We start from the raw sequence: 25,071 nt of genomic DNA on the forward strand, positions 1-25,071 counted from the left end.
ACCGGGAAGGCGTGAAGGATGCGGTGCCCCTATTGCGGCGGCCTTGAGACGCAGGTGCGCGATTCCCGGCCGACGGAAGACAACACCGCCATCCGGCGCCGCCGCATCTGTCCCGATTGCGGCGGCCGCTTCACCACGTTCGAGCGGGTGCAGCTGCGCGAGCTGATGGTGCTGAAGCGCTCCGGACGGCGCGTGCCGTTCGAGCGGGAGAAGCTGGAGAAGTCCGTCAGCGTCGCCCTGCGCAAGCGGCCGGTGGACAACGAGCGCGTGGAGCGGATGCTCAACGGCATCGTGCGCCAGCTGGAAAGCGTCGGCGAGGGCGACATCACCTCAGAGACCATCGGCGAGATGGTCATGGAGGGGCTGAAGCAGATCGACGACGTGGCCTACGTCCGCTTCGCCTCGGTCTATCGCAACTTCCGCGAGGCCAAGGATTTCGAGAACGCCCTCGCCGAACTCTCCCAGGAGGGTGAGCCCCGCGCCGACGATGCCGAGCCGGCGGTCGAGAAGGCGCGCGCCCGGCCCACGACCCCGCGGAGCGGGGAATGAGCGGCCGTCCGGTGCCATCCGCGCACGTCCTTTCGCCGCGCGAGGACGAGCTGTTCATGGCCGAGGCGCTGAAGGTCGGCCAGACCGGCCTCGGCCGCACCTGGCCCAATCCCTCGGTTGGTGCCGTGGTGGTGCAGCATGTGGACGGCGTGCCGCGCGTCGTCTCCAGCGCCGCCACCGCCGCCACCGGCCGCCCCCATGCCGAGCCGCAGGCGCTCGCCGCCGCCGGTGAGCTGGCGCGCGGCTCGACGCTCTATGTCACCCTGGAGCCCTGCTCCCACCACGGCCGCACGCCGCCTTGCGCCGATGCCGTCATCAATGCCGGCGTCGCCCGCGTGGTCGCCGCCATCGAGGACCCCGACCACCGGGTGAAGGGCAGGGGCGTCGCCCGCCTGCGCGCCGCCGGCATCTGGGTCACGGTGGGCGTCGGGGCGGAGCAGGCCCTGTCCGATCACGCCGGCCATATCCGCCGCGTCACCGAGGGCCGGCCGCATGTGCTGGTGAAGATGGCGGTCTCCGCCGACGGCAAGGCCGCCCATGCCGGGCCGAAGCCGGCCGTCGTGACCGGCGCCGAAGCACGGGCGCGGGCGCATCTCATGCGCGCCCATACGGACGCCATCCTTGTCGGCCTCGGCACCGTGCTCGCCGACGATCCCATGCTGACCTGCCGGCTGGAGGGCTTCGAGGCCCGCTCGCCTGTGCGCCTTGTGCTGGATGCCGAGCTGGACATTCCGCTCACGGCCGCGCTGGTGCGCACCGCCTGCGATGTGCCCTTGTGGGTGATCGCCGCCGAGGATGCGCCCGCCCACCGTGCCGCCGCCCTCAACGAGCGCGGCGTCGAAGTGCTGCGCGCGCCGCGTGGGGCGGATGGGCACATCAATATTCCGGCCGTGGTCAAGCTGCTGGGCCTGCTCGGCCTCACCCGCATCATGGTGGAGGGCGGGCCGACCACCGCCGCCCGCTTTCTGGACGCGGGGGTGGTGGATGAGGTGGCGGTGTTCCGCAGCCCCGTCATTCTGGGGCCCGACGCTTACCCCGCTTTGGCCGGCCGTCCGCTCATCCGGCTGACCCAGCCGGTGGGATTTGCCGAGGTGGAGCGCACGGAACTCGGCGCTGACCACCTCGTCCGCTTGTGGAGACGCTGAGATGTTCACCGGCATCGTGACCGACATGGGCGACCTCGTGAAGGTCGAGCGGAAGGGCGAGGTGAAGACGCTCACCGTCGCCACCGACTTCGATGCAGCCGGCATCGACATCGGAGCCTCCATCGCCCATGCGGGCGTGTGCCTCACCGTGACGTCCGTGACGCCGGGCGGCCCCCGCGCCACCCTCTTCACCGTGGATGCCGCGCCCGAGACGCTGGCCATCACCACGGTCGTGGGCTGGGACGAGGGCCGGCGCATCAATCTGGAGCGCTCTCTCAAGATGGGTGACGAGCTTGGCGGCCACATGGTGTCCGGCCATGTGGACTGCACGGCGACAGTGGTGTCGCGGGAGGATCTTGGCACCACCACGCGCTTCGTGTTCGAGGTGCCGGAGAGACTGGCGCGCTTCGTCGCGGCCAAGGGCTCGGTGGCGCTCGACGGCACCTCGCTGACGGTCAACGAGGTGAACGGCAACACCTTCTCCTGCCTGCTCATTCCCCACACCCTCTCCGTCACCACCTGGGGTGGGGTGAAGGCCGGGGACACGGTGAATTTCGAGGCCGACCTGATGGCCCGTTATGCCGCCCGGCTTGCGGAGTTCCCCCGGGCCAGCTAGGCCTTCGGCCCAATTCCGGCGCGGTGCGCCGTCCAGATTTCGGAGAATGCCCATGGTCACGACGCGCAGGGAAACCGCCGTCGAAGCCGATGCCGCGCTCGAAGGCGCCCGCGTCGTCATCGTCGAAGGCCGCTATTACGAGGCGCTGGCCGACGAACTCCTCGCCGGCGCCCGCGCCGCGCTGGAGGCTGCCGGCGTCACGGTGGCGGTCATCACCGTGCCCGGGGCGCTGGAGATTCCCATCGCCGCCGAGATCGCCCTTGCCGCATACGAAGAGGGCGGCGAGCCGGTGGACGCGGTGGTGGGCCTCGGCGTGGTCATCCGCGGCGAGACCTTCCATTTCGACATCGTGGCCGGCGAATCCGCGCGCGGACTGATGGAACTGGGCATGGCCCACGCCCTGCCGGTGGGCAACGGCATCCTTACCGTGGACACCGAGGCGCAGGCCTGGGAGCGCGCCCGCGTCTCCGAGGGCAACAAGGGCGGCGGCGCCGCCGAGGCCGCGCTCAGCCTGCTGCGGCTGAAACGCCGGCTGGAAGCGTGACCGTCATGAGCGACCAAGCCAAAAGCCAGTCGAGCAGCCAGGCCGAAAAGACCGCGCCGCAGAAGCCCATGAAGAAGAGCGCGGCCCGCCTCGGCGCGGTGCAGGCGCTCTACCAGATGGACCTCGCCGCCACGCCCCTCAACGACGTGCTCGCCGAGTTCGAGAGCCATTGGCTCGGGCAGGAAGTGGAAGGCATCGAATTCCCCGAAGCCGACCGCCGGCTGTTCCGCTCGGTGGTGGAAGGCGTGCTGAACGCCCAGCGCCAGATCGATCCGCTGGTGGACGGCACCCTCTCCAAGGGCTGGCCGCTGAAGCGGGTCGAGGCCGTGCTGCGCGCCGTGCTGCGCGCCGGTGCCTTCGAGCTGATGGGCAAGGACCCGCCCGCCCGCGTGGTCATCACCGAATATGTGAATGTCGCCGGCGCCTTCCTCGACCGCGACGAGACCGGCATGGTGAATGCCGTGCTCGATGCGCTGGCGCACGAGTTGCGGCCCGACGAATTCCGGGGCGCCTGAGAATGGAGGGCGGCGGCTCGGGCGAGGATCGGTTCATCGCCCGCTACTTCCGCCCCATCGCCGGGTCGCAGGGCGCGCTCGGCCTTCTGGACGATGCCGCGCTGCTGTCGCCGCCCGAAGGCTGCGACCTTGTGCTGACCAAGGATGCGGTGGTCGCGGGGGTGCATTTCTTCCCCGACGATCCGCCCGCCGCCATCGCCCGCAAGGCGTTGCGGGTGAACCTCTCCGACCTCGCCGCCAAGGGCGCCGCGCCGGTCGGCGCCCTGATGGCCATCGCCCTGCCCAAGGGCACGCCCGATGCATGGATGGAAGCCTTCGCCGCCGGCCTCGGGGCCGATGCGGAGGCCTTCTCCTGCCCCATCCTCGGCGGGGACACGGTCTCCACCCCCGGCCCGGTGACCATCACCATCACGGCGCTGGGGGCCGTGCCCAAGGGTGAGTTCGTGCCGCGCACCGGGGCGCAGGCGGGCATGGCCATCTTCGTGTCCGGCACCATCGGCGATGCCGCCTTGGGCCTCCGGCTGCGGCAGGACGGCGATGCGCCGGCTTTCGCCGGATTGTCCGGCGAGCAGCGCGCGCATCTCCTCGACCGCTATCTGAATCCCCAGCCGCGCCTTGCCCTTGCCCGCGTCCTGCGCCGGCATGCGGCTTCCGCCATGGATGTGTCGGACGGGCTCGCCGGCGACCTCGCCAAGATGCTCTCTGCCTCCGGCTGCGGCGGCAAGGTGGAGGCGCGGCGCGTGCCCCTCTCGGCGGCTGCTGCTGCTGCGGTGAAGGCCGATCCGGGCCTGTTCGCGGTGGCCCTGTCGGGCGGCGACGATTACGAGATCCTTGCCTGCGTGCCCCATGCGGCCGTTCCCGCTTTTACCCTTGAGGCGGCGCAGGCGGGTGTGCCCGTGGCGCTGATCGGCGAGACGCGGGAAGGTGCCGGCCTTGATGTGACCGACGCCGGCGGCCACCCGCTCGATCTCGGCAGCGGCAGCTACAGCCACTTCTGAAGGCTGCCCTCAGCCGAGCGCCACCAGCACTGCTCCGGCCGCGATGAGCGCGACGCCCAGCGCTGCCACCGCCGACAGCTTTTCGCCCAGGAAGATCACCCCGAACACGGCCACCAGCACGACGCTGAGCTTGTCCACCGGCGCCACGCGGGCGGCATCGCCCATCTTCAGCGCGCGGAAGTAGCACAGCCACGAGGCGCCGGTGGCGAGCCCGGACAGCAGCAGGAACGTCCAGGTGCGTCCCGACACGCTCGCGACTGGCTGCCATGCGCCGCGCGCGAGGGCGATGGCCGCCACCAGTGCGAGGATGACGACCGTTCGAATGAGCGTCGCGAAGTCCGAATCCACCCCCGCCACGCCCACCTTGGCGAAGATGGCCGTGAGCGCGGCGAAGGCGGCCGAGAGGACGGCCCAGAACACCCAGTTGGCGAGAAGCGACCGCGTCATGCCGGCTCCGATGGGATTTCCCGCGAGAATAGCGCCCCGGTGGTCGGAGGATAGCGGGCACGGATGCCGCACGCTCTTTCGCGGGCGGCAATCGGGGCTACCTTAAGGGAGAACGAATCCCCCGCTCAGTGAACGGCGCCCCGAGCCTCATGTCCGATCCCGGCTTCATCCACCTGCACGTCCATTCCTCCTATTCGCTGCTGGAGGGCGCGCTCTCCGTCGGCAAGCTGGCGGATCTGGCGAAGGCGGACTATCAGCCGGCCATCGCGCTGACCGACACCGGCAATCTCTTCGGCGCGCTTGAGTTTTCCGAGAAGATGTCGGGTTCGGGCATCCAGCCCATTCCCGGCGTGTCGCTGGCGCTCGATCTGCCGGATGCGGCCGGGCCGCGCGGCGGCCTGCGGCCGAAGAAGCCCCGCGTGGTGCTGCTGGCCAAGGATGACGCGGGCTGGCGCAACCTGATGCGCCTCGTCTCCCGTTCCTTCCTCGAAACCGCGAGCGAGGACGAGCCGCGCATCCTGCCCGAATGGCTGGCCGAGGCGAACACCGGCCTCATCTGCCTCACGGGCGGCCCATCCGGCCCGCTGGACCGCGCCATCGTCGGCGGCCATCCGGAGATGGCGGCCGACCGGCTGGATTTGCTCGCCTCCCTGTTCGGCGACCGGCTCTATGTGGAGGTGCAGCGCCACGGCGCCGATCCCGAGCGGCTGGCCGAGCCGGCGCTGCTTGAGCTTGCCTATGCCAAGGGCATTCCGCTGGTGGCGGCCAACGAACCCTTCTTCGCGGCAAAATCCGACTTCGAGGCCCATGACGGCCTCCTGGCCATCGCCGAGGGGCGTCTGCTCTCGGAAGGCGACCGGCGGCGGCTGACGGCGGAACACCGCTTCAAGACCCGCGCCGAGATGCTGGAATTGTTCGCGGACCTGCCCGAGGCAACCGCCAACACGGTGGAGATCGCCAAGCGCTGCGCCTATCGCGTGCGCACGGTGAAGCCCATCCTGCCGCGCTTCACCACGGCGGACGAGAAGGCCGAGGGCTCCGACCCGCTGGAGGCGGAGGCCGCAGAATTGAAGCGGCAGGCGGAGGAGGGGCTCGCGGCTCGCCTCGCCAAGCACGGGCCGGCGCCGGGACTGGATGAGGCCGCCTATCACGAGCGCCTCGCCTACGAGGTCTCGGTTATCACCAAGATGAAGTTCCCCGGCTACTTCCTCATCGTGTCGGACTTCATCAAGTGGGCCAAGGCGCACGACATTCCCGTGGGGCCGGGGCGCGGCTCGGGCGCCGGCTCGCTGGTGGCCTACTCGCTCCAGATCACGGACCTTGATCCGCTCCGGTTCGGCCTGCTCTTCGAGCGCTTCCTGAACCCAGACCGCGTGTCCATGCCCGACTTCGACGTGGACTTCTGCCAGGAGCGCCGCGACGAGGTGATCCGCTATGTGCAGGAGCGCTACGGCCGGGCGCAGGTTGCGCAGATCATCACCTTCGGTACGCTCCAGGCGCGCGGCGTCCTGCGCGACGTGGGGCGCGTGCTGGAGATGCCCTATGGGCAGGTGGACAAGCTGTGCAAGCTCGTCCCCCAGAACCCGGCCAATCCCGTCACCCTGAAGCAGGCCATCGAGGACGAGCCGCGCCTTCAGGCGGCGCGCGATCAGGAAGAGGTGGTCAAGCGCGCTTTCGACATCGCGGTAAAGCTGGAGGGGCTGAACCGCCACGCCTCCACCCACGCCGCGGGCATCGTGATCGGCGATCGCCAGCTCCACGAGCTGGTGCCGCTCTATCGCGATCCCAGGTCCGACATGCCGGTCACCCAGTACAACATGAAATGGGTGGAGCAGGCCGGCCTCGTGAAGTTCGACTTCCTCGGCCTCAAGACGCTCACCACCATCGAGAAGGCGGTGAAGCTGGTCCACCAGCGGGGCATCGAGCTCGATATCTCCAAGATCCCGCTCGACGATCCCAAGACCTACCACATGCTCGGCAAGGGCGAGACGGTGGGCGTGTTCCAGGTGGAAAGCGCGGGCATGCGCCGCGCGCTGGTGGACATGAAGGCCGACCGCATCGAGGACATCGTGGCCCTCGTCGCCCTCTACCGGCCAGGCCCAATGGCCAACATCCCGGTCTATTGCGACTGCAAGCACGGCCGGGCGACGCCGGACTACCTCCACCCCATGCTGGAGCCGTACCTGAAGGAGACGTTCGGCGTCATCATCTATCAGGAACAGGTGATGCAGATCGCCCAGGCCATGGCGGGCTATTCGCTGGGCGAAGCCGACCTGCTGCGCCGCGCCATGGGCAAGAAGATCCGCGCCGAGATGGAGAAGCAGCGCGAGCGCTTCGTCTCCGGCGCCGCCGGGCGGGGCATCGAGAAGGCGCAGGCCGACACCATCTTCGACCTCTTGGCGAAGTTCGCCGACTACGGCTTCAACAAGTCCCACGCGGCGGCCTATGCGCTGGTCGCCTACCAGACCGCATGGCTCAAGGCGAACTACCCCACCGAGTTCCTCGCCGCCTCCATGACGCTCGATAAAGGCAACACGGACAAGCTCGCGGAATTCCGGCAGGAGGCGCAGCGGCTCGGCATCGAGGTGGTGCCGCCGAACATTAACCTGTCCGCCCGCGAGTTCGGCGTGAAGGACGGCAAGATCATCTACGCCATGGCCGCCATCAAGGGCGTGGGCGAGGCGGCGGTGGACGCGCTGGTGGCGGCGCGGGGCGACCGGCCGTTCCGCTCCTTCGGCGACTTCGCGGCGCGCCTGCCGGTGAAGCTCGTCAACAAGCGCACGCTGGAAAGCCTGATGGCTGCCGGCTGCTTCGATGTGCTGGAGAAGAACCGCGCCCGCGCCTTCGCCGCCATCGAGCCCATCGTGGCCGAGGCGCAACGGGTGGAGGCCAACGCCCAGTCCGGCCAGAACGACATGTTCGGCTCCGGCCCCGCCGCGGCAGCCTCCCTCCCCATTCCCGAGGCGTCGCCCTGGCTGCCCTCGGAGCGGCTGCAACGGGAATATGATTCCATCGGCTTCTTCCTCACCGGCCATCCGCTGGACGACTATGCCGAGGCGCTGAAGAAGATGCGGGTGCAGTCCTTTGCCGACTTCTCTCGCGCCGTGCGCTCCGGCGCGGCGGCAGGGCGGCTGGCGGCGACGGTGGTCTCCAAGCAGGAACGGCGCACCAAGTCCGGCACGCGCATGGGCATCGTCGGCCTCTCCGATCCCTCGGGGCACTACGAGGCGGTGATCTTTTCCGAGGGACTCGCGCACTACCGCGACCTGCTGGAGCCCGGCACCCCGCTGCTCATGATGGTCGCCGCCGAGATGAACGGCGAGGATGTGCGCGTGCGCATCAATTCCTGCGAGAAGCTCGACCCCGTCACGGCGAAGCACCAGAAGGGCCTTCGCATCTTCCTGCGCTCGCCCGAGCCCATCGAGGGCATCGCGCGCCGCCTGTCGGACGGAAAGACGGGGGGCAGCGGGGCCGGCGAGGTGAGCCTGATCCTGCTGGTCGACGACGCCCATGCCGAGGTGGAGGTAAGTTTGCCCGGCAAATATTCCGTGTCGCCGCAGATTGCCGGGGCCATCAAGGCCATTCCCGGTGTCGTGGCGGTTGAAGCCGCGTGACGGTGCGTCTATCAGACCTTCCGTAAGCGGCGGGAGCGGGCGGCCCTGTCGTTCAAGGAGCCTTCCGTGACGACATACAAGCGCGCCGTTCTGGTGCTGGGCATGCACCGCAGCGGCACATCGGCGCTCACCCGCATCATCAACCTGATGGGCTTTTCGGCCCCGAAGACCCTCATGGCCGCCACAGAAGCCAATGAGGCTGGCTTCTGGGAGAGCGAGGTCTTCATGGACCTCGACGAACGCATCCTGAAGGCCTGCGGCCACAAATGGTCCTCCCGCAAGGTGATGGGCGGGGACGTGATGGCGGCGGCCCGCAGCTCGGGCCTTCTCGATGAGGTGCGCCGCGCGCTCGCCGACGAATATGGCGATGCGCCCGACATCGTTCTCAAGGACCCCCGCATTTCCCGTCTCATGGCCATCTATGACCCGGTGCTGAAGAAGGCGGGCTACCGCATCGTGCCGTTTCTCGCCCTGCGCAACCCGGTGGAGGTCGCCGCCTCCCTTACCAAGCGGGACGGCTTCGACCTCGGCAAGGGGCTCGGCATCTGGCTGCGCTACACGCTCGATTCCGAGATCGCGACGCGCGGCATGCCGCGCACCGTGATCTCGTTCGACGGTCTGATGGCCGACTGGCGCGGCACCATGGACCGCGCCGGGCGCCAGCTGGGCGAACAGTGGCCTGAGCTTCCTTCGGAAAGCCTCGCCGAGATCGACGGCACGCTGAAGCCGAGCCTGCGCCACCACGCGCTGCCGCCGCCCTCCCGCACCACCTGGCGGGGCCTGCTCGCCGCGCAGACATTCGACGCCATGCAGCGGCTGATGGTCGATCCGCAGGATCGCGCGGCCTGTCGCCGCCTCGATCTGGTCCGGGCGGTGTTCCGGCCCCTCTGACTTTCCGGTGCGCGGACGGATGCGTTTCGCGCTATGAAGCCGCAAACGCATCGAACATCCGCGAGCATCTGGGGGCACCATGGTTTCGGACCGGGACGTGGCACGGCGTGTCGCCATCGCGTGCATCGTCATCGCGCTCGCATGGCTGTCGTGGAAGATCTACGACGTCATCCTCCAGGTGTTCGCCGCCTGCCTCGTCTCACTGGCGCTCCATGCGCTTGCCGAGCCCTTCGCCAAGTGGACGCGCTTTCCCGAACGGTATGCGGTGATCCCCGTGGGGATCCTCGTCTTCGGCGGGCTCGGGCTCGCGCTCTATCTGTTCGGCTCCACCATCCAGGTGCAGGTGACGCAACTGGTGAATGAGCTGCCCTCGGCGTGGGCCGAATTCGAGCAGCGTTTCCATCTGGAAGGTCTCGGCGACGATCTCCTCAAGCGGGCGGAGGCGGCGGCGCCCTCCAGCGACACGCTTCTCTCGGTCGTGCAGGGCTTCACCTCCAACCTGTTCCAGGTGGTTCTGGGCGTGTTTCTGGTGGTGGTGGGCGGCATCTATTTCGCCGTCTCGCCGGAGCTTTACCGCCGCATGTTCCTGTCGCTGTGGCGCCCCTCCGAGCGTGCGACGGCGGCGCGGCAGCTCGCGATGGTGTCGGAGGACTTGCGGCACTTCCTCAAGGCGCAGCTCATCGCCATGGTGGTGGTGGGCGTGCTCACCTTCATCGGCCTCACCATCGTGGGCGTGCCTTCTTCGCTGGCCTTGGCCCTGTTCGCCGGCCTCGCCGAATTCGTGCCGATGATCGGCCCGGTGATGGCGGCCGCCCCGGCGGTACTGATCGCGCTGACCATGGGCGCGGACACCGGGCTTTGGACGCTTCTGGTCTTCGTCGGCGTGCAGCAGGCGGAGAGCAACATCATCACGCCGCTGCTGCAGCAGCGCATGGTGTCCCTGCCGCCGGCGGTGACGCTGTTCGCGGTGGTGGCGTTCGGCAGCATCTTCGGCGCGCTGGGCGTGGTGCTGGCGACCCCGCTGACCGTGGTCGCCTTCGCCGCCTTCAAGGCGCACAGCGAGCAGGTCGCCGAGGAGGACGCGGCGGCCTGAGGTCGCCGCCGTCCCCACTTAGTTCGGCAGTACCAGCCGCCCCGCCGCCCGATCGTAGCGCCACATGGCGCCGGCGCAGATGCGCGTGCCGCCGAGATGGCGCTCGACCCCATTGTTGGCCGCGTGGTCGAAGGCCCCCTTGAGCGCAGCCGACCCAGCAGCCGTGAGGGAGACCTCGGCCGCGGCGTAGGCCCGATAGCTGCGCTCCGCCGCGCCGTCCTCGCCGGGCGTGAAGCTCAGGCTCGGCGCCTCGCTGGAGCGGAAGGGCAGGCCGGTGACGAGCGGCTCATGGGCGAAGGCGAGGCCATCGAGGCGCAGGAAGAAGGGCAGGTCGGCCAGGAACTGCGCCTGATCCATGGAATGGACCGCCGCATAGAGGTGCGCCACCTTCATCGGCCCGCTGGCCAGATGCCGCAGCATCCGCTCCTCGGTCAGCGACAGGCCGCTGCCCGGCGCCGGCAGCTCGCAGACGAGGCGGGAGAGGGCGGGCGACAGGTAGGGCAGCGCCTCGTGCGGGCGTTCGAGGAAGGTGGAAAGCGGGCGCGGCGTCGGCGCGGTGAACGCCTCCCACGCCTGTCGCGCGGTCTCCATCTGGACATGGGTCACGGGAGTGCGCTGCGCTTCAAGGGCGCGCAGGTCCTCAAGCTCCATCACGGCGAGGTAGTGGGAGGCCTGGACGAGGCTCACCCCCATGCGCTCGGGCTCATGGGCGAGGTAGTCGAGGATCTGGATCAGCTGGAGCTGGTCGTAGAGATCGTGTTCGAACCACAGCTCCACTTCGCCATAGGCCGAATGCACCTCCATCTGCGCGTCGCGATGGGCGAAATCGGCCCGGACCTCGTCGAACGGCAGACCGAGGGCGGAAGAGAGGAAGTCGGCCCTGACGTCGGAGACGTCGTCGAGCAGGGTGGCGGCGGGCACGGGCCCGTCATGCAGCATGTCCCGCCACGGGATGATATGGCCCTTGATCCCGGCCTCGCGCAGGCGCTCGGCCGCGCTGTCGCCGTTGGTCACGATGAGCTTCGGCATGCTGATGCCCTCGGGTTGTCGGCGCAGCGGTCTCGCCGCAGCCGTCTCGTTCATCCCCCCGTCGGCCGGCTCTCGCGACCGTCAGCCCCAGCTTCACCCGCGACCGCGATAGGGCGCAACCCCCGTGTCGGGAAGCCAGGCGCCCTCCGGCAGCTTACCCGTTTGCCAGAACACGTCGATGGGAATGCCGCCGCGTGGATACCAATAGCCGGCAATGCGCAGGAAGCGCGGCTCCAGCAGCGTCACCAGCCTTTTGCCCACCGCAACCGTGCAATCCTCATGGAACGCGCCATGGTTGCGGAAGCTGCCCAGATAGAGCTTGAGCGACTTGGATTCCACGAGGTGCAAATTGGGCACGTAGTCGATGACGAGGTGCGCGAAATCCGGCTGTCCCGTCACCGGGCAGAGCGATGTGAACTCGGGGCAGGTGAAGCGCGCCACGTAATCGGCATCGGGGTGGGGATTGGGCACGCGGTCGAGCACCGCCTCCTCGGGGGACGGGGGCAGGGCGCTCTGGGCGCCGAGCTGCAACGGGCGGTCGGTCATCACGCTTCCTTGGGAATGGATCGGCGGCATAGCTTTCGGGCCGGCAATGTTCAACCGCCGTCGGGCGGTTTTGCGACCGATCACCTCTTTGCGATCAAGCCCCTTCGCATCAGCGAAGGTTCGCGCTAGAAGCACGGCGCCTGGAGGGCGCCTCGCCTTCCACTCCCGGGGGCGGGCGAGGTTGAAGGGTGAGGGGGTCCGTCACGGCGCCGCGGGCAGCCGTCAGGCCGCCGCCGCTCGCCGCCGCGGGACGCCCACGCGGGACACCAAGGGAAGGGACCTTCATGACCGCCATCGTGGATATCATCGGCCGCGAGATTCTCGACAGCCGCGGCAATCCCACCGTCGAGGTGGACGTGGTGCTGGAAGACGGCTCCCTCGGCCGCGCCGCGGTCCCCTCCGGCGCCTCGACCGGCGCCCACGAGGCGGTGGAGCTGCGCGACGGCGACAAGAGCCGTTATCTCGGCAAGGGCGTGTCCAAGGCCGTGGACGCTGTGAACGGCGAGATCTTCGACGCGGTCGGCGGCTATGAGGCCGAGGATCAGGCCCACATCGACGCGGTGCTGCTCGGTCTCGACGGCACCCCCAACAAGGCACGCCTCGGCGCCAACGCCATCCTCGGCGTGTCGCTGGCGGTGGCCAAGGCCGCCGCGCAGGCGAGCGGCCTGTCGCTCTACCGCTACGTGGGCGGCGTGAACGCCCGCGTGCTGCCGGTGCCGATGATGAACATCGTCAATGGCGGCGCCCATGCGGACAACCCCATCGACTTCCAGGAATTTATGATCCTGCCCGCCGGCGCCTCCTCCTTCGCCGAGGGCCTGCGCTGGGGCGCGGAGATCTTCCACACGCTGAAGAGCGGCCTGAAGAGCGCCGGCCACAACACCAATGTGGGCGACGAGGGCGGCTTCGCCCCCAACCTCGCCTCCGCCGAGGCGGCACTGGACTTCGTAATGGGCGCCATCGAGAAGGCCGGCTTCAAGCCGGGCGACGACGTGTTCATCGGCCTCGACTGCGCCTCCACCGAGTTCTTCAAGGACGGCGCCTACCACTATGAGGGCGAGGGCAAGGTGCGCGATATCGAGGCCCAGGTGAAGTACCTGGCCCAGCTCGTGGCCGGCTATCCCATCGTCACCATCGAGGACGGCATGGCCGAGGATGACTGGGCCGGCTGGAAGCTCCTCACCGACACCATCGGTTCCAAGTGCCAGCTGGTGGGCGACGACCTGTTCGTCACCAATGTCGAGCGCCTGTCGCGCGGCATCAAGGACGGCGTCGGCAACGCGATCCTTGTGAAGGTGAACCAGATCGGCTCCCTCACCGAGACGCTGGACGCGGTGGAAATGGCCCACAAGGCCGGCTATCGCGCCGTCATGTCCCACCGCTCCGGCGAGACTGAGGATTCCACCATCGCCGACCTCGCGGTGGCGACGAACTGCGGGCAGATCAAGACCGGCTCGCTGGCCCGTTCGGACCGCACCGCCAAGTACAACCAGCTGCTGCGCATCGAACAGGAACTGGGCGACTCGGCCCGCTACGCCGGCAAGGCCGCGATCAAGTCGCTGGCCTGATCCCTCCGTGCCGCGCGCGTGCGCGGCCGGGACGGAAATACGAAAGGCCGCCGCGGGCTTGGGCTCGCGGCGGCCTTTTTTATTGTCCCCCTCAGTCGTCGCCGCGCACGGCGATGGGATCGCTGTCGGGGAAGCTCTCCTCCAGCGCCTCGTCCAGCCGCGCGCTGATCTCGGCCTGTTCGTCGCGCACATCGGCGGCGCGCTTGAGGGCGACGAGCTGGGTGAGCAGCGCATCGCGCCGCTGCGCCAGATCCGTCATGGAGCGGCCGGCGGCCTCGGCTTCCACGCCGGCCACAAGCGCGGCCTGAAGCTCCGGTGTCATGGCCGGGGCGCCGAGGTCGTCCCACCACGTTTCCACCGCCGGCAGCAGGTGGTGCATGAACTGTCCGAGCCCGCCCGCGCCGCCGCCGAGATGGAAGGTCATGTGCTGGCCCATGAGCGCCCAGCGCAGGCCGGGGCCCTCGGACACGGCGGCGTCCACATCCTCCACCGAGGCGACGCCCTCCGCCACCAGATGGATCGCCTCGCGCCACAGGGCCGCCTGCAGGCGGTTCGCCACATGGCCGGGCACTTCCTTGCGGATCTCGATGGGGTGCTTGCCGAGCCAGCGGTAGAAGGCCATGGCCCGGGCGATGGCGTCGCGGCTCGCATGGGCACCGCCCACCACCTCCACCAGCGGGATGAGATGGGGCGGGTTGAAGGGATGGCCGATGAGGCAGCGCTCGCGGTGGCGGCAGCCCTCAGAGATGCGGCTGGCCAGCAGGCCGGAGGACGATGAGGCGATCACCACCTCCGGTGGCAATACTGCATCAAGGGCGGGAAACAGCTTCTGCTTCACCTCGTAGCGCTCGGGCGCATTCTCCTGCACGAAATCGGCGCCCTCCACCGCGGCCACCGGGTCCGGCTCGAAGCGCCACGCGGTGGGGTCGATCCAGTCCTCGCCGCCGAGCTGGGACAGCACCGGCCAGGCCCCGGAAATCAGCGCCTGCGTCGCCTCCCGCGCGCCCGGGGCGGGATCGCTCACCACCACTTCCAGCCCGCGCGAGAGGAAGAGCGCGGCCCAGCTGGCCCCGATGGTGCCGGCCCCGATCACGGCGACGCGGCGGATGGGGGGATTGAGATGGGACATGGTGCGGCTCCGGAGCGGCAGGGGAGATGCACCGTTCTAGCAGCATGCGGATGTGCGCTGCACCGCTCTAGAGGTATGCCAGGATTGTCCCGACGTTTGCCCTTAGCGCGGCAACTGCGTGACCAGCGCCTCCACGCCCATCCAGATGATCTGGACGCCGATGGCGAACAGAATGAAGGCGAACAGGCGCACCAGCACGTTGGTGCCGGTCTTGCCCAGCACCCGCTCCAGCGTGGGCGCCTCGCGAAACGAGAAATACACCGTCAGCGACACCGCCAGGAGCCCGGCCAGCGCGCCGAGCACGCTGGAAAGCTGAAAGAGAGGATCGGTCTTCCAGGTGGGCGTATGGCCGGCCGCGAGTGCCACCGTCGCGGCGATGGAGCCGGGGCCGACCGTCAGGGGGAGCGTGAGGGGATAGAAGGCCTCGTCCTGCGCCCGCGCCTCGTCCAGTTCCACGCCCTGCGCCTTGCCGGGGGCGTTCTCATCCTCATGCAGGATATTCCAGCCCACCACCGCCACCACCAGCCCGCCGGCGATCCGCAGCACCGGCAGCGAAATGCCGAAGAACAGGAGGATCTGCGAGCCGATGGCCAGCGACCCAAACAGCAGCAGGAAGCCGTAGATCGCCACGCTGCGTGCGATGCGCTCGCGCACCTGCGGCGAGCAGCGGCGCACGAAGGTGAGGAAGATGGGCGCCGTCCCGAGCGGGTTTACGATAGGAAAGAGCGCCGCGAACACGGTGATGAAGATGTTGACCGCGTTGGTCAGATGCATCCGGCCCCCCTGCGCGGTGCCTTGCCCCGGCTCTAGTCTTCGATGCGCTCCCAGCCATGGGGCGAGAGGCGCTCCTGCGGCAGGAAGCGGCGCTTGTAGTCCATCTTCCGCGACCCCTGCACCCAATAGCCCAGATAGACGTAAGGCAGGCCCATCTGCCGCGCCCGCGTCACATGATCGAGGATCAGGTAGGTGCCCAGCGAGCGGTCCTGCGCCAGCGGGTTGTAGAAGGAATAGACCATGGAGAGGCCATCGGAGAGGATGTCGGTGAGGGCCACCGCCATCAGGTCTCCGGTGCCGCGCTCGAGGATGCGGCTGTCCGGCCCGCGCTTGCGGTATTCCACCAGCCGGGTGTGGACGTGGGTGTCCTCCACCATCATGGCGTAGTCGAGCACGCTCATGTCCGCCATGCCGCCCGTGCCGTGGCGGGAGGTCACGTAGGTGCGGAACAGGCTGTATTGCTCCGAGGTGGGCGTGGGCGGTTTCACCTGCCCGACGATGTCGGCGTTGTGCGCCTGCACCCGCCGGAAGCTGCGGCTCTCCTGGAAATCCGCCACGCAGATGCGCACCGAGACGCAGGCCTTGCAGCCCTCGCAGGCGGGGCGATAGGCGATGGACTGGCTGCGGCGGAATCCACCCTGCGTCAGCACGTCGTTGAGCGCGGCCGCGCGGTCGCCGACGAGGTGGGTGAACACCTTCCGCTCCTCCCTGCCCGGGAGGTAGGGGCAGGGGGAGGGCGCCGTCAGATAGAATTGTGGTGTGTCGCGGGGGTGCTCACTCACGGGGATCTGGCCTCTGAACCAGGATCATCGCGCCTGCGTGCAGGCCCGTCAAAGGCGCAGTCGCCGGGAGGGTGAAATTTCAGCGGATGCGGCGCAGCGCCTCGGCCCGATCGGCGCTGTTGATGACCACCGTGCCGCAGAGAAAATCGTGCAGCAGCCGGCGCCGGTCATTGAACAGGCCCACCAGCAGCACGAACGGGGTCAGCACCGAAACCGACACCCAGAAGCACACCGCGCGCACCCCGCCGAGCAGCGCGTAGCAGGGCGCGCCGTACCAAGTGCGCAGCTCGATCTCCATGAGTCGCATGCCGAGGGTGGCGGAGGCGGGCGAGCCGAGGGTGAAGGCGTAATAGGCGACGGCCCACACGATGAAGACCGGTCCGGTCAGCCAGAACAGCAGCCAGCCGAGGCCCAGCGTCACGATGCCGAACACGAACACGAACACGCCGAACAGCACCACCGGCCCGATGACCATCAGCGCGTCCACGAGGAACGCGATGATGCGGCGGGAGAGGACGCCCTCGAACAGTTCCGGCTGCGTCACCGGATCGAACGCGTGCGGCCGATAGGCGATATCGGTGTCGGCAGGCTCGCGGGACGTGTCGCCGGTGGTGCTCATGGCAATGCAACTCCTTCAGCACGCAAACGTGGTGACGACGCGCGGGCGACGCAAGGGGACGCAATGACCGGGAGAGCAGGGACCGGGAGAGCAGGAGGGGGAGAGGATAGGCTGGCCGGCGGGGAGCGGGCGGGGAGGCCTCCCGCGACGCTCACCCACCGGCCAAACCCCACGGACCCAGGAGATGCGGCGGACCTGAGCACTCCGTAGGGTTGTCTGGCAGCGAAAGGGCCTCTGGACCGGCATGGCCGGCCGCGCACCTTCCGCCTCGCATCTGGAAGCCACGAAGACTAGCACAACGGGGCGAAAGGAAAAGCCGGTGATTCGGCTGTCCCCACCTCAGCCGCCGGTGTACTGGCGCACCGTCTCGAGGAAGCGCGCCACCGAAATGGGCTTGGAGAGATAGGCCTCGCAGCCGCCGGCGCGGATGCGCTCCTCGTCGCCCTTCATGGCGAAGGCGGTGACGGCCACCACGGGGATGGCGCGCAGTTCGGGATCAGCCTTCAGCTTGCGGGTGACATCGAGGCCGGAAATCTCCGGCAGCTGGATGTCCATGATGATGAGGTCCGGCCGGTTGGCGCGGGCCAGCTCCACCGCCTCCACGCCGGAGCGTGTCTCCACCGTGCGATAGCCGTGCGCCTCCAGGAGATCGTGGAAGAGCTTCATGTTGAGCTCGTTGTCCTCCACGATCATCACCGTCTTGGTCATCGCGTCCCCCGAAACCCGGCCCGACTTCGCCGCATCCTGCCACCCTTCGCAGCACGCGGCGAACGTGCTGGAATGCCGCCGACAGCTAGACCCCAATCCTTGCGGAAGCGCAAATGCCCATTCAGGACAAACCAAGGGGCCTCAAGGCCCAGCGTGATGCGGCGCAGGAGGTGGCGGTTTCCGCCCTCTCCTTCATCGCCGCCGATGGCGAGCGCCTCGTGCGATTCCTCGCCGAGACCGGCCTCACCCCCGCTAACCTGCGCGAGGCGGCGGGCCGGCGCGATTTCGGCGCCGGCGTGCTCGCCTTCGTGCTCAACGACGAGCCCCTTCTCCTTGCCTTCGCCGCCGAAAAGGGTCTCGATCCGCGCCATGTGGCCGCTGCCCACGAGATCCTCTCGCCGCCCATCGACCCGGACGCCATCGTCCGCCGTCCCATGTAGCCGGCGGCGCGGGCCGTCCCCAAAGCCATGACCGCGCCCGGCCTCTGCCGAGACTGCCTTTCGGACGTTTCCGCCGCTGCCGGGTCGCGCGGCCTGCGGTGCGTCGCCTGCGGCAGCCCGCGGGTGGTGCGGCATGGCGAACTGCACAGCCTCAGCGTCGCCCATGTGGATTGCGACGCCTTCTACGCGGCGGTGGAAAAACGGGACAATCCGGACCTTGCCCACGTCCCGCTCATCATCGGCGGCGGCAAGCGCGGGGTGGTCTCCACCGCCTGCTACATCGCCCGCATTCATGGCGTGCGCTCGGCCATGCCCATGTTCAAGGCGCTGGCCCTGTGCCCGGATGCGGTGGTGCTGAAGCCGAACATGGAGAAATACGTGAAGGTCGGCCGGGAGGTCCGCGCTCGCATGAAGGCGCTGACCCCGCTGGTGGAGCCGCTCTCCATCGACGAGGCCTTCCTCGATCTCTCGGGCACGCAGGCCCTGCATCAGGCCAGCCCCGCGCTGACGCTCGCGCGCTTCGCCCGCGACGTGGAGCGGGAGGTGGGCATCACCGTCTCGGTGGGGCTCGCGGCCAACAAGTTCCTCGCCAAGATCGCCTCCGATCTCGACAAGCCGCGCGGCTTCTCGGTGATCGGCCAGAGCGAGGCGGCCGCGTTTCTGGCGCCGCGCCCCGTCACCTTCATCTGGGGGGTGGGGGCGGCCTTCGGTGGCAAGCTGGCGCGGGATGGCTTTGCCACCATCGGCGATCTCCAGCGCGCCGAACCAGCCGACCTCGCCCGCCGTTACGGCGCGGAGGGCCTGCGGCTCTCGCGCCTCGCCTTCGGCCTCGACACCCGCAAGGTGGAGCCGGAGCGCGAAGCGAAGAGCGTGTCCGCAGAGACCACCTTTGACCGTGACATCGGCGCCCTGCGTCCGCTGGAGCAGACGCTCTATGCGCTCTCCGAGGAAGTGAGCGACCGCCTGAAGCGCGCCGGCATCGCAGGGCGATCCGTGACTCTGAAGCTGAAGAGCGCCGATTTCCGCCTGCGCACCCGCTCGCGCACGCTGGAGGCGCCGACCTGCCTTGCCGCCAGCATCAACGCGGCCGCCCATGAGCTGCTGGTGAAGGAGATGGACGGAACGCTGTTCCGTCTGATCGGCGTCGGCGTCTCGGATCTCGGCCCCATCGCCGATGCCGACCCGGCCGATCTCGTGGACACCACCAGCCAGCGCCTCAAGGCGACCGAGACCGCCATGGATGCGCTGCGGGCGAAGTTCGGCCGCGGCGCGGTCTCGCGCGGCATCCTCCTCGATGCCACGACCGATCGCCGCGACAGAAAGCGGTGACGGCTCTCACGCCGCTGACACCGCGAAGGCGGAACGCGGAAGGCACCCGGGCGCTTTCCTCTTCAGGAGGACGCGCCATGAACCACGTGATCGGCATCGTCCGAGAGGCAGAGAGCGGGTTTCGTCTGAGTTTCCCGGATTTTTCCGGGCTTCAGGCGGATGGTGACCGTGGACCGGCAGCAGCGGTTCAGCGGTCCACCGACGACTTGTAGACCCAGCCGTGCTTGTCGCCGGTCGAGACCTCGCACCAGCTCTTGCACGAATAGAGCTTCACCTTCGTGCCCCCCTCCAGCGTGCCGATGGCCGAGGCCGAGCGGCGCGGGCCGGACCGCAGCGTGACCGCCGATCGGATGCGGGCGGATGTGGCGGAGTCGTCGTCGGAGGCTGCGGTGTCGGCGGACGCCATCTTCACAGGCCGGGGTGCAGGCAACGGCGCGGCGGCGTCGGGGGGGGTGCGTTCGGCCACCGTCTCCACGGCGCTCGCCGGGAGAGTTTCCTCATCCGCGTCGTTGACGGGCTCAAGGAAGGCAGGTCGGGAAAAGTCGGCGGCCGTCGGCCCGGCTTCGGCCGGAACAGGGGCGGCAGTCTCCCCGCCAGCGCCGAGAATGGAGGCCACCTTGATGGCCGACTGGCCGTGCCCTGCGTCTGCGATGCGCTTGGGTTGAGCTGGCGTCGCGGGTTTCGGTGCTGTCTTTGCGGCTGCGCTGGCAGGGGCGGCGAGGGGGGGAGCTGGTGTCGGCTGGGTGGGAACGGCTGCGGCCTGTGAGGTGTCGGAACGCGGAGAAACAAGATTGTAAGCCAGCAAACCACCCATGCCGAAGATCAGCACCGCAGCGGAAACGCCGAGCACCCGCCAGAGCATAAGCCCGTCGCGGCGTTTGGAACTGCGGCGGGGGCGGCTGCCGGCACCGATGCGGGCCGGAATGGTGGGGCGCTGGTTCTGCGCGGTTTCTGTGCGATAGCGCATCGGGTATTCGGGGCGAGTGGCCTCGAAATCATCCCGGCTGCGTGCCGCAAGTCCAGGGCGAGCCATCGAATTCACCTCCCAACGGAGCCTCCCGTGCCAGCACTGGCGGGTGGCGGCGTTGAAGACACTCACGGCCGAACCATCCCATGACCCGATGGTCCCTGCCGAACTCCTTGTATTGGCCGTGCTTTTCGCACTCGCGGCCATCGCCGACGCATTCGTCGCCGAGCGGCGTGCATCCTCACGCCATTCTGTAGTTGCGACCAAGTACAGCGTACGAAGTATTGCCGCAAGGTACTACCGCAAACAGAGCGGCAGACCTTCATCGCCAATTGCGGCCGTTATTTGCCCTTGCGGCATAACTTGCTGCGTTGCGGCGGCGCTGTCCAGCCCAAGCCTGTCATTTTTGCGCAAACGGATACTGGCTGCGCCCGTGCCGCAAAGGCGGGCGTGCGGAAAGCCTGACGCTGCGTCATCATGCTCCAGCACCGCGAGGGGGCAGACATGTTCGACCCGACCACACTCACCGGCCTGCACACCTGGATCAGCCTGATCGCCATCATTCTCGGGATTCCGGTCACGCTCGCCCTGATGCGGGGCGAACGGGCCGGGGCGGGGATCACCGCCGCCTTTCTCGCTCTCGCCTTTCTCACGAGTGCGACCGGCTTTCTCTTTCCGTTCTCGGGGGTGAAGCCGTCGCACGTGGTGGGCGCCATCGCGCTTCTGGTGGTGCTGGTGGCCGCCTATGCGCTCTACGGTGCCGGCCGTGCCGGCGTGTGGCGCCCGGTCTATGCGGCCGCTGCCGTGGCCAGCCTCTATTTCCTGGTGTTCGTGGCCGTCGCGCAGGCGTTCGCCAAGGTGCCGGCGCTGGCGGCTTTGGCGCCCACCCAGTCGGAGCCGCCGTTCGCCATCGCGCAGGGCGTGGTGCTGCTGGCCTTCGTGATCGTGGGAACGCTGGCCGCGCGCGCCCGGCCAGCCTCTGCGCCGGCTTGAGGGCTCATTTGCCCGGCACGCGCCACCACGTTTCCGGCAGGGTGCCATAGAGGGAAGCCCGCTCGGGCCGGGCGATGCGCGTCCAGTGCGCGAGCCATTGCCCGGGCGTGTGGAACAGCGGCACCGCATAGGCGCCGGAGATCAGCACCCGGTCCAGCGCCCGCGCGGCGGCGACATATGCCTCCTCGTCCCGCGCGGCGATGAGGGCGACGATGGTGGCGTCGATGGCCGGTGCCTTCGCGCCCATATAGTTGCGGCTGCCCGGCGTGTCGGCGGCGGCGGCGCCGAAATAGAAGGCCTGCTCGTTGCCCGGCGACAGGGATTGCGACCACGCGTAGGGCATCATGTCGAAATCATAGGCCTGCCGGCGGGTGTCGAACTGCACCGCATCCACGTTGCGCACATTGAGCGTGATGCCCGCCCGCTTCAGCTGCGCCTGCCAGGCGAGGGCGAGGCGCTCCTGGTCGCGTGTGACCACCATGAGTTCCAGCGCAAACGGCCGTCCGTTCCCCGCGTCTACTAGCGCGCCCTTGCGCAGTACGAAGCCGGCCTGTTCCAGAAGGTCGAGGGCCACCTTGAGCCGGGTGCGGTCGCGGCCCGATCCGTCGGAGACCGGCGGCCGATAGGTGCCGGCGAGCACATCGGGCACCACGGAACCGGGGAACGGGGCGAGCAGCGCGCGTTCGCGGGCATCCGCCGGCCGCCCGAGGCTGGACAGCGCCGAGCCTTCGAAGAAGCTGCCCGTGCGGCGGTAGAGGCCGTGATAGAAGCTGCGGTCCAGCCATTCGAAATCGAACAGCTCGATGAGCGCCCGACGCACCCGGATGTCTGCCAGCAGCGGGCGGCGCGTGTTGAAGACGAAGGCGGAATAGGGCTTGGGAATGCCGGTGGGGATGGTCTCCTTCACCACCTCGCCGCTGCGGACGGCCGGGAAATCGTAGGCCGTTTCCCATCGGCCGGGATCGCTTTCGAACCGGGCGTCGATCAGACCTTTTCGAAACGCCTCGAACTCGCTGTTGGCATCGCGGAAATAGACGGTGTCGAGCCGGTCGAAATTGTAGAGGCCGCGATTGAAGGCGACGTTCCGGCCCCAATAGTCCGGATTGCGCTCCAGCGTCAGCGCCGCGCCGGCATTGACGTTGGAGACCCTATAGGGGCCGGAGCCGAGGAGCGGGGTCAGGGTGGTCTCCTCGAACCGCGACCGGTCGGTCGCCTGCTCGCTGAAGACCGGCATCAGACCCATGATGAGCGGCAGCTCGGGGTCCGGCTCGGCGAAGGTGAAGCGCACGGTATGGGCGTCCGGCGCCTCCGCCTTGGTGATCTTGCCGTAATAGAGCCGGTGGTTTGGCCGACCCATGTCCCGCATGAGGGCGAACGAGAACAGCACGTCCGCGCTGGTCAGCGCACTGCCGTCGGAGAAGCGGGCGGCCGGGTCCAGGCCGAATTCGACGAAGGACCTCTTTTCATCCGTGGAAACGGTGCGGGCGATCAGGGGATAGAGGGTGAAGGGCTCGTCGAGCGAACGCGCCATCAGGCTCTCCGTCACCGTGCCGCGCAGGACGGCGGGCGACGTGCCCTTCACGATGAACGGGTTCAGGCTGTCGAAGGTGCCGAGCAGGGAGAGCGTGAGCCGCCCGCCCTTGGGCGCGTTGGGATTGGCATAGGCGAGGGAAGTGAAGCCCGGGGGCAGGGCCGGCTTTCCCCGCATCGAGATGGCGGACGCCTTGTCAAGCGCCTGGGCAACCGCCGGTTTGGTGGCGCCGAAAACCAGCAGCAGGAGCGCGACGACCGCGGGAGCCGTCCTCCCCAGGCGCGCGACGTTTCCGCAGCCGGTCATCATGGCGCCTCCGATGCTGCATCGCTTCATATGAAGCCAAGCCTAGCAAAGGCGGCTCCATGATTCGCGTGCCATCATATGGGGCTCGCGGGCGGCCGCGTATCAGCATTTCCCTTGGGTTGCAGAATGCGCCGTCAGTTGGCCGCATTCCTCCGCAATCTAGCGCCCGCCGCCAGATGTGAAGATGACGGCCGGTTTGTCACCTTCTCGCCTCAATTGGGCAGGAGAGAGCCGGTGTCCGAGAGGGGGCGCGGGGTGCTCCGGCGCGCGTGTGCGCCTGCGCATGCGGGAGCCCGGCGGCAGAGACCACAGGAAAGGCCACGATGACGAAGACCCATTCCACCGCGCGGCTCACGGCGTCCGTCGCCGCCACGCTGATCACCGTGGCGCTCGCCGGTCCGGCCTTTGCCCAGACCCAGCCCTCCACGGCCAAGCCGGCTGCGCCCGCCGCCAAGCCCGCAGCGCCTGCCGCCAAGCCGGCCGCTCCCGCCGCCGCTGCCCCGGCTCCGGCCGGTGCCCCCCAGCAGGGCCAGGCGCCGCAGGGCGAGCCCGACGTGAAGTTCTCCGCCTCGCCGTGGCAGAAAATCTGCCAGGAAGTGCCTGAGCGGAAGAAGCAGGTCTGCGTGCTGACCCAGGTGCTCGGTGTCGAGAGCCAGGCGATCGCCAAGGTCGACATCATCGAGATGCAGGACGAGCCGAAGAAGCACATCAACATCTCCGTGCCGCTCGGCATGCGCCTCCAGCCCGGCCTGCGCATCACCCTCGACAAGGACCCGGTCAACATCCCGTTCGTGCTGTGCCAGCCCATCCAGGGCGGTGGCGCGACCTGCATCGGCGACCTCGAGGTCGACGGCACCTTCGTCGCCAAGCTGCGCAAGGCCAATGCGGTCTACCTGCAGATGGTGAACGGCACCGGCCGCACCCTCAGCCTGCCCATCTCCAACGCCGACTTCGGCAAGGCCTATGACGGTCCCGGCATGGACGCGAAGGTCGCCATGGAGCTGGAGCGCAAGCGCATGGAAGAAGCCCGCGCCGCTGCCCAGCAGCAGGAAGAGCAGGGCAAGGCCGCCCTCCTCAAGAAGGGCCAGGAACTCGAGAAGGCCAAGACCGGCCAGTGATCACCGGCCAGTGATTTCCGGCCGGACCAACCCGGCCGGTGTCTGGCTGAAACGAAAAAACCCCCGGCACCGCCGGGGGTTTTTGTTTGCCGGCCCTCCTTGCGAAGGGCCGGGTCTCACGTCGGGGCAGACGGGTCAGGTCAGTGCGGTTCCAGCACGGGCTCAGGCGCCGCAGGAAGGAACATGTCGAGCAGGCGGCCGGTCGCAAGACGCTGGGCCTGAAGAACGGCGCCCGCCATGCCCTGGGCATCCGCCGCCGCTTCCTGTGCCAGAGAGAGTGCGGTGGGGAAGGGCGCGACCAGTTCGGCCGTGACCTCGTCGTGCTCGAACTTCAGCTCGGCGTCGTATTTGCGCGCGATCTGCTGCATCCGCCGGTTATGGGCGAGGCAGCTCATGAACAGCGAGCGGATGCCGCGATTGCGCGCGGAGAGGATCACCCGGTCGAGCAGCAGCGTTCCGAGGCCGTGGTTCTGATAGGCGGTCTCGACGCTGAAGGCGGCTTCCGCCTCACCAGGCAGCACGTCACCCATGGGGTAGAGCTCGGCGGCGGCACGCAGCTCGCCGTCGACGAAGCAGCCATGTACGATGGCTCCGGTGCGGAACACCCGCGACGCATAGCGTTCGATGAATTCAGGGGATACTGCGGAGCCGAACCTGAACCGGCGGCTCTCCGTGTCGAGCCTGAGGAGATGGTCCCGGAACTGTCCGGCCTCTCCGGTCCAAAGCTTCCGGATAATCCCCGGTGCGACCTCATCGGTCATAGTGGTCTCCAGACTGGCGTCTAAAACCTCCGGTTTCCTCCCGGTCGCCCCCGGTTTGT

At 68.6% G+C, this 25,071-nt stretch carries 25 protein-coding genes; 14 read left to right on the forward strand and 11 right to left on the reverse strand.

Annotated elements, in window-relative coordinates; genetic code table 11:
• Positions 1–18 precede the first annotated feature (18 nt).
• The 6 genes from nrdR to thiL are packed head-to-tail and all read left to right on the forward strand — an operon-like array spanning position 19 to position 4,367.
• Positions 19–549 carry a transcriptional regulator NrdR gene (nrdR, locus tag ACE3QW_RS08290; RefSeq protein WP_374251154.1) on the forward strand — a complete coding sequence of 177 codons (531 nt, stop codon included), beginning with the start codon at positions 19–21 and terminating at the stop codon, positions 547–549.
• Positions 546–1,694, forward strand: coding sequence for a bifunctional diaminohydroxyphosphoribosylaminopyrimidine deaminase/5-amino-6-(5-phosphoribosylamino)uracil reductase RibD (ribD, locus tag ACE3QW_RS08295; RefSeq protein WP_374251155.1), 1,149 nt, complete (start codon positions 546–548; stop codon positions 1,692–1,694). Before nrdR ends, ribD begins: the two co-directional genes overlap by 4 nt.
• A gap of 1 nt (position 1,695) precedes the next feature.
• Positions 1,696–2,310: a riboflavin synthase gene (locus ACE3QW_RS08300; protein ID WP_374251157.1), complete on the forward strand. Its 615-nt coding sequence runs from the start codon at positions 1,696–1,698 to the stop codon at positions 2,308–2,310.
• Positions 2,311–2,362: 52 nt separating this feature from the next.
• Positions 2,363–2,854, forward strand: a complete 492-nt coding sequence (gene ribH, locus ACE3QW_RS08305) for a 6,7-dimethyl-8-ribityllumazine synthase (protein ID WP_029558334.1) — start codon at positions 2,363–2,365, stop codon at positions 2,852–2,854.
• Positions 2,855–2,859: 5 nt separating this feature from the next.
• Complete coding sequence (gene nusB / locus ACE3QW_RS08310) at positions 2,860–3,369, forward strand: transcription antitermination factor NusB (protein WP_374251159.1); 510 nt, start codon at positions 2,860–2,862, stop codon at positions 3,367–3,369.
• Positions 3,370–3,371: 2 nt separating this feature from the next.
• Positions 3,372–4,367 carry a thiamine-phosphate kinase gene (thiL, locus tag ACE3QW_RS08315; protein ID WP_374251160.1) on the forward strand — a complete coding sequence of 332 codons (996 nt, stop codon included), beginning with the start codon at positions 3,372–3,374 and terminating at the stop codon, positions 4,365–4,367.
• Positions 4,368–4,376: 9 nt separating this feature from the next.
• Here thiL and ACE3QW_RS08320 read toward each other — a convergent pair whose 3' ends face one another.
• A complete protein-coding gene (locus tag ACE3QW_RS08320; RefSeq protein WP_374251162.1) occupies positions 4,377–4,814 on the reverse strand; it encodes an EamA family transporter in 438 nt (145 codons plus the stop codon).
• A gap of 149 nt (positions 4,815–4,963) precedes the next feature.
• Between ACE3QW_RS08320 and dnaE the strand changes: the two genes are divergently transcribed.
• From dnaE to ACE3QW_RS08335, 3 genes are all read left to right on the forward strand, one after another.
• The gene (gene dnaE / locus ACE3QW_RS08325; protein ID WP_029558338.1) at positions 4,964–8,428 is read left to right on the forward strand and encodes a DNA polymerase III subunit alpha; all 3,465 of its coding nucleotides are present in this window, start codon (positions 4,964–4,966) and stop codon (positions 8,426–8,428) included.
• A gap of 66 nt (positions 8,429–8,494) precedes the next feature.
• Positions 8,495–9,319 (forward strand): sulfotransferase family protein, encoded by an 825-nt coding sequence (locus tag ACE3QW_RS08330; RefSeq protein ID WP_374251164.1) that lies wholly within the window; start codon positions 8,495–8,497, stop codon positions 9,317–9,319.
• Positions 9,320–9,416: 97 nt separating this feature from the next.
• Positions 9,417–10,412: an AI-2E family transporter gene (locus ACE3QW_RS08335; RefSeq protein WP_374251165.1), complete on the forward strand. Its 996-nt coding sequence runs from the start codon at positions 9,417–9,419 to the stop codon at positions 10,410–10,412.
• An 18-nt stretch (positions 10,413–10,430) separates the two neighbouring features.
• Here the strand turns inward: ACE3QW_RS08335 and ACE3QW_RS08340 are convergent, their stop codons facing one another.
• Both ACE3QW_RS08340 and queF read right to left on the reverse strand, forming a co-directional pair.
• A complete protein-coding gene (locus ACE3QW_RS08340) occupies positions 10,431–11,441 on the reverse strand; it encodes a DUF1835 domain-containing protein (RefSeq protein WP_374251166.1) in 1,011 nt (336 codons plus the stop codon).
• 93 nt (positions 11,442–11,534) lie between these two features.
• Positions 11,535–11,987 (reverse strand): preQ(1) synthase, encoded by a 453-nt coding sequence (gene queF, locus ACE3QW_RS08345; RefSeq protein ID WP_029558343.1) that lies wholly within the window; start codon positions 11,985–11,987, stop codon positions 11,535–11,537.
• Between the two features lie 284 nt (positions 11,988–12,271).
• On the opposite strand from queF, the gene eno reads away from it, so the two are divergent.
• On the forward strand, positions 12,272–13,555 hold the full coding sequence (gene eno, locus ACE3QW_RS08350) for a phosphopyruvate hydratase (RefSeq protein WP_029558344.1): 1,284 nt from the start codon (positions 12,272–12,274) through the stop codon (positions 13,553–13,555).
• Positions 13,556–13,646: 91 nt separating this feature from the next.
• On the opposite strand, the gene ACE3QW_RS08355 is transcribed toward eno, so the two are convergent.
• From ACE3QW_RS08355 to ACE3QW_RS08375, 5 genes are all read right to left on the reverse strand, one after another.
• On the reverse strand, positions 13,647–14,684 hold the full coding sequence (locus tag ACE3QW_RS08355) for a 3-hydroxyacyl-CoA dehydrogenase NAD-binding domain-containing protein (RefSeq protein WP_029558345.1): 1,038 nt from the start codon (positions 14,682–14,684) through the stop codon (positions 13,647–13,649).
• A gap of 102 nt (positions 14,685–14,786) precedes the next feature.
• Positions 14,787–15,458 carry a MarC family protein gene (locus ACE3QW_RS08360; RefSeq protein ID WP_374251168.1) on the reverse strand — a complete coding sequence of 224 codons (672 nt, stop codon included), beginning with the start codon at positions 15,456–15,458 and terminating at the stop codon, positions 14,787–14,789.
• Between the two features lie 32 nt (positions 15,459–15,490).
• Positions 15,491–16,240 carry an arginyltransferase gene (locus ACE3QW_RS08365; protein ID WP_029558347.1) on the reverse strand — a complete coding sequence of 250 codons (750 nt, stop codon included), beginning with the start codon at positions 16,238–16,240 and terminating at the stop codon, positions 15,491–15,493.
• Positions 16,241–16,319: 79 nt separating this feature from the next.
• The gene (locus tag ACE3QW_RS08370; protein WP_155982309.1) at positions 16,320–16,859 is read right to left on the reverse strand and encodes an RDD family protein; all 540 of its coding nucleotides are present in this window, start codon (positions 16,857–16,859) and stop codon (positions 16,320–16,322) included.
• Between the two features lie 339 nt (positions 16,860–17,198).
• A complete protein-coding gene (locus ACE3QW_RS08375) occupies positions 17,199–17,567 on the reverse strand; it encodes a response regulator (RefSeq protein WP_024279231.1) in 369 nt (122 codons plus the stop codon).
• Positions 17,568–17,680: 113 nt separating this feature from the next.
• Here ACE3QW_RS08375 and ACE3QW_RS08380 point away from each other — a divergent pair, with 113 nt between their 5' ends.
• Positions 17,681–18,007, forward strand: coding sequence for a DUF3572 domain-containing protein (locus ACE3QW_RS08380; protein ID WP_029558349.1), 327 nt, complete (start codon positions 17,681–17,683; stop codon positions 18,005–18,007).
• Between the two features lie 27 nt (positions 18,008–18,034).
• Positions 18,035–19,336, forward strand: a complete 1,302-nt coding sequence (locus ACE3QW_RS08385; protein ID WP_374251169.1) for a DNA polymerase IV — start codon at positions 18,035–18,037, stop codon at positions 19,334–19,336.
• A gap of 187 nt (positions 19,337–19,523) precedes the next feature.
• Here ACE3QW_RS08385 and ACE3QW_RS08390 read toward each other — a convergent pair whose 3' ends face one another.
• Positions 19,524–20,303 carry an SH3 domain-containing protein gene (locus ACE3QW_RS08390; RefSeq protein ID WP_374251170.1) on the reverse strand — a complete coding sequence of 260 codons (780 nt, stop codon included), beginning with the start codon at positions 20,301–20,303 and terminating at the stop codon, positions 19,524–19,526.
• A gap of 504 nt (positions 20,304–20,807) precedes the next feature.
• On the opposite strand from ACE3QW_RS08390, the gene ACE3QW_RS08395 reads away from it, so the two are divergent.
• Entirely contained in the window at positions 20,808–21,296 is a 489-nt protein-coding gene (locus ACE3QW_RS08395) for a hypothetical protein (RefSeq protein WP_374251172.1), read from the forward strand.
• 4 nt (positions 21,297–21,300) lie between these two features.
• Here ACE3QW_RS08395 and ACE3QW_RS08400 read toward each other — a convergent pair whose 3' ends face one another.
• Positions 21,301–23,136, reverse strand: coding sequence for an extracellular solute-binding protein (locus tag ACE3QW_RS08400; RefSeq protein WP_374251173.1), 1,836 nt, complete (start codon positions 23,134–23,136; stop codon positions 21,301–21,303).
• A 320-nt stretch (positions 23,137–23,456) separates the two neighbouring features.
• On the opposite strand from ACE3QW_RS08400, the gene ACE3QW_RS08405 reads away from it, so the two are divergent.
• A complete protein-coding gene (locus ACE3QW_RS08405; protein ID WP_051679223.1) occupies positions 23,457–24,251 on the forward strand; it encodes an invasion associated locus B family protein in 795 nt (264 codons plus the stop codon).
• A 140-nt stretch (positions 24,252–24,391) separates the two neighbouring features.
• On the opposite strand, the gene ACE3QW_RS08410 is transcribed toward ACE3QW_RS08405, so the two are convergent.
• Positions 24,392–25,012 (reverse strand): GNAT family N-acetyltransferase, encoded by a 621-nt coding sequence (locus ACE3QW_RS08410; protein WP_024279223.1) that lies wholly within the window; start codon positions 25,010–25,012, stop codon positions 24,392–24,394.
• Positions 25,013–25,071: the final 59 nt, after the last annotated feature.

Source organism: Xanthobacter sp., from assembly GCF_041911315.1.
Taxonomy (GTDB): Bacteria; Pseudomonadota; Alphaproteobacteria; order Rhizobiales; family Xanthobacteraceae; genus Xanthobacter; species Xanthobacter aminoxidans.

What these genes read in the sequence shown, in the direction of transcription:
- nrdR (WP_374251154.1), top strand. Translation starts at nt 19, where the DNA reads ATGCGGTGCCCCTATTGCGGCGGCCTTGAGACGCAGGTGCGCGATTCC.
- ribD (WP_374251155.1), top strand. Translation starts at nt 546, where the DNA reads ATGAGCGGCCGTCCGGTGCCATCCGCGCACGTCCTTTCGCCGCGCGAG.
- ACE3QW_RS08300 (WP_374251157.1), top strand. Translation starts at nt 1,696, where the DNA reads ATGTTCACCGGCATCGTGACCGACATGGGCGACCTCGTGAAGGTCGAG.
- ribH (WP_029558334.1), top strand. Translation starts at nt 2,363, where the DNA reads ATGGTCACGACGCGCAGGGAAACCGCCGTCGAAGCCGATGCCGCGCTC.
- nusB (WP_374251159.1), top strand. Translation starts at nt 2,860, where the DNA reads ATGAGCGACCAAGCCAAAAGCCAGTCGAGCAGCCAGGCCGAAAAGACC.
- thiL (WP_374251160.1), top strand. Translation starts at nt 3,372, where the DNA reads ATGGAGGGCGGCGGCTCGGGCGAGGATCGGTTCATCGCCCGCTACTTC.
- ACE3QW_RS08320 (WP_374251162.1), bottom strand. Translation starts at nt 4,814, where the DNA reads ATGACGCGGTCGCTTCTCGCCAACTGGGTGTTCTGGGCCGTCCTCTCG.
- dnaE (WP_029558338.1), top strand. Translation starts at nt 4,964, where the DNA reads ATGTCCGATCCCGGCTTCATCCACCTGCACGTCCATTCCTCCTATTCG.
- ACE3QW_RS08340 (WP_374251166.1), bottom strand. Translation starts at nt 11,441, where the DNA reads ATGCCGAAGCTCATCGTGACCAACGGCGACAGCGCGGCCGAGCGCCTG.
- queF (WP_029558343.1), bottom strand. Translation starts at nt 11,987, where the DNA reads ATGACCGACCGCCCGTTGCAGCTCGGCGCCCAGAGCGCCCTGCCCCCG.
- eno (WP_029558344.1), top strand. Translation starts at nt 12,272, where the DNA reads ATGACCGCCATCGTGGATATCATCGGCCGCGAGATTCTCGACAGCCGC.
- ACE3QW_RS08355 (WP_029558345.1), bottom strand. Translation starts at nt 14,684, where the DNA reads ATGTCCCATCTCAATCCCCCCATCCGCCGCGTCGCCGTGATCGGGGCC.
- ACE3QW_RS08360 (WP_374251168.1), bottom strand. Translation starts at nt 15,458, where the DNA reads ATGCATCTGACCAACGCGGTCAACATCTTCATCACCGTGTTCGCGGCG.
- ACE3QW_RS08370 (WP_155982309.1), bottom strand. Translation starts at nt 16,859, where the DNA reads ATGAGCACCACCGGCGACACGTCCCGCGAGCCTGCCGACACCGATATC.
- ACE3QW_RS08375 (WP_024279231.1), bottom strand. Translation starts at nt 17,567, where the DNA reads ATGACCAAGACGGTGATGATCGTGGAGGACAACGAGCTCAACATGAAG.
- ACE3QW_RS08380 (WP_029558349.1), top strand. Translation starts at nt 17,681, where the DNA reads ATGCCCATTCAGGACAAACCAAGGGGCCTCAAGGCCCAGCGTGATGCG.
- ACE3QW_RS08385 (WP_374251169.1), top strand. Translation starts at nt 18,035, where the DNA reads ATGACCGCGCCCGGCCTCTGCCGAGACTGCCTTTCGGACGTTTCCGCC.
- ACE3QW_RS08390 (WP_374251170.1), bottom strand. Translation starts at nt 20,303, where the DNA reads ATGCGCTATCGCACAGAAACCGCGCAGAACCAGCGCCCCACCATTCCG.
- ACE3QW_RS08395 (WP_374251172.1), top strand. Translation starts at nt 20,808, where the DNA reads ATGTTCGACCCGACCACACTCACCGGCCTGCACACCTGGATCAGCCTG.
- ACE3QW_RS08400 (WP_374251173.1), bottom strand. Translation starts at nt 23,136, where the DNA reads ATGATGACCGGCTGCGGAAACGTCGCGCGCCTGGGGAGGACGGCTCCC.
- ACE3QW_RS08405 (WP_051679223.1), top strand. Translation starts at nt 23,457, where the DNA reads ATGACGAAGACCCATTCCACCGCGCGGCTCACGGCGTCCGTCGCCGCC.
- ACE3QW_RS08410 (WP_024279223.1), bottom strand. Translation starts at nt 25,012, where the DNA reads ATGACCGATGAGGTCGCACCGGGGATTATCCGGAAGCTTTGGACCGGA.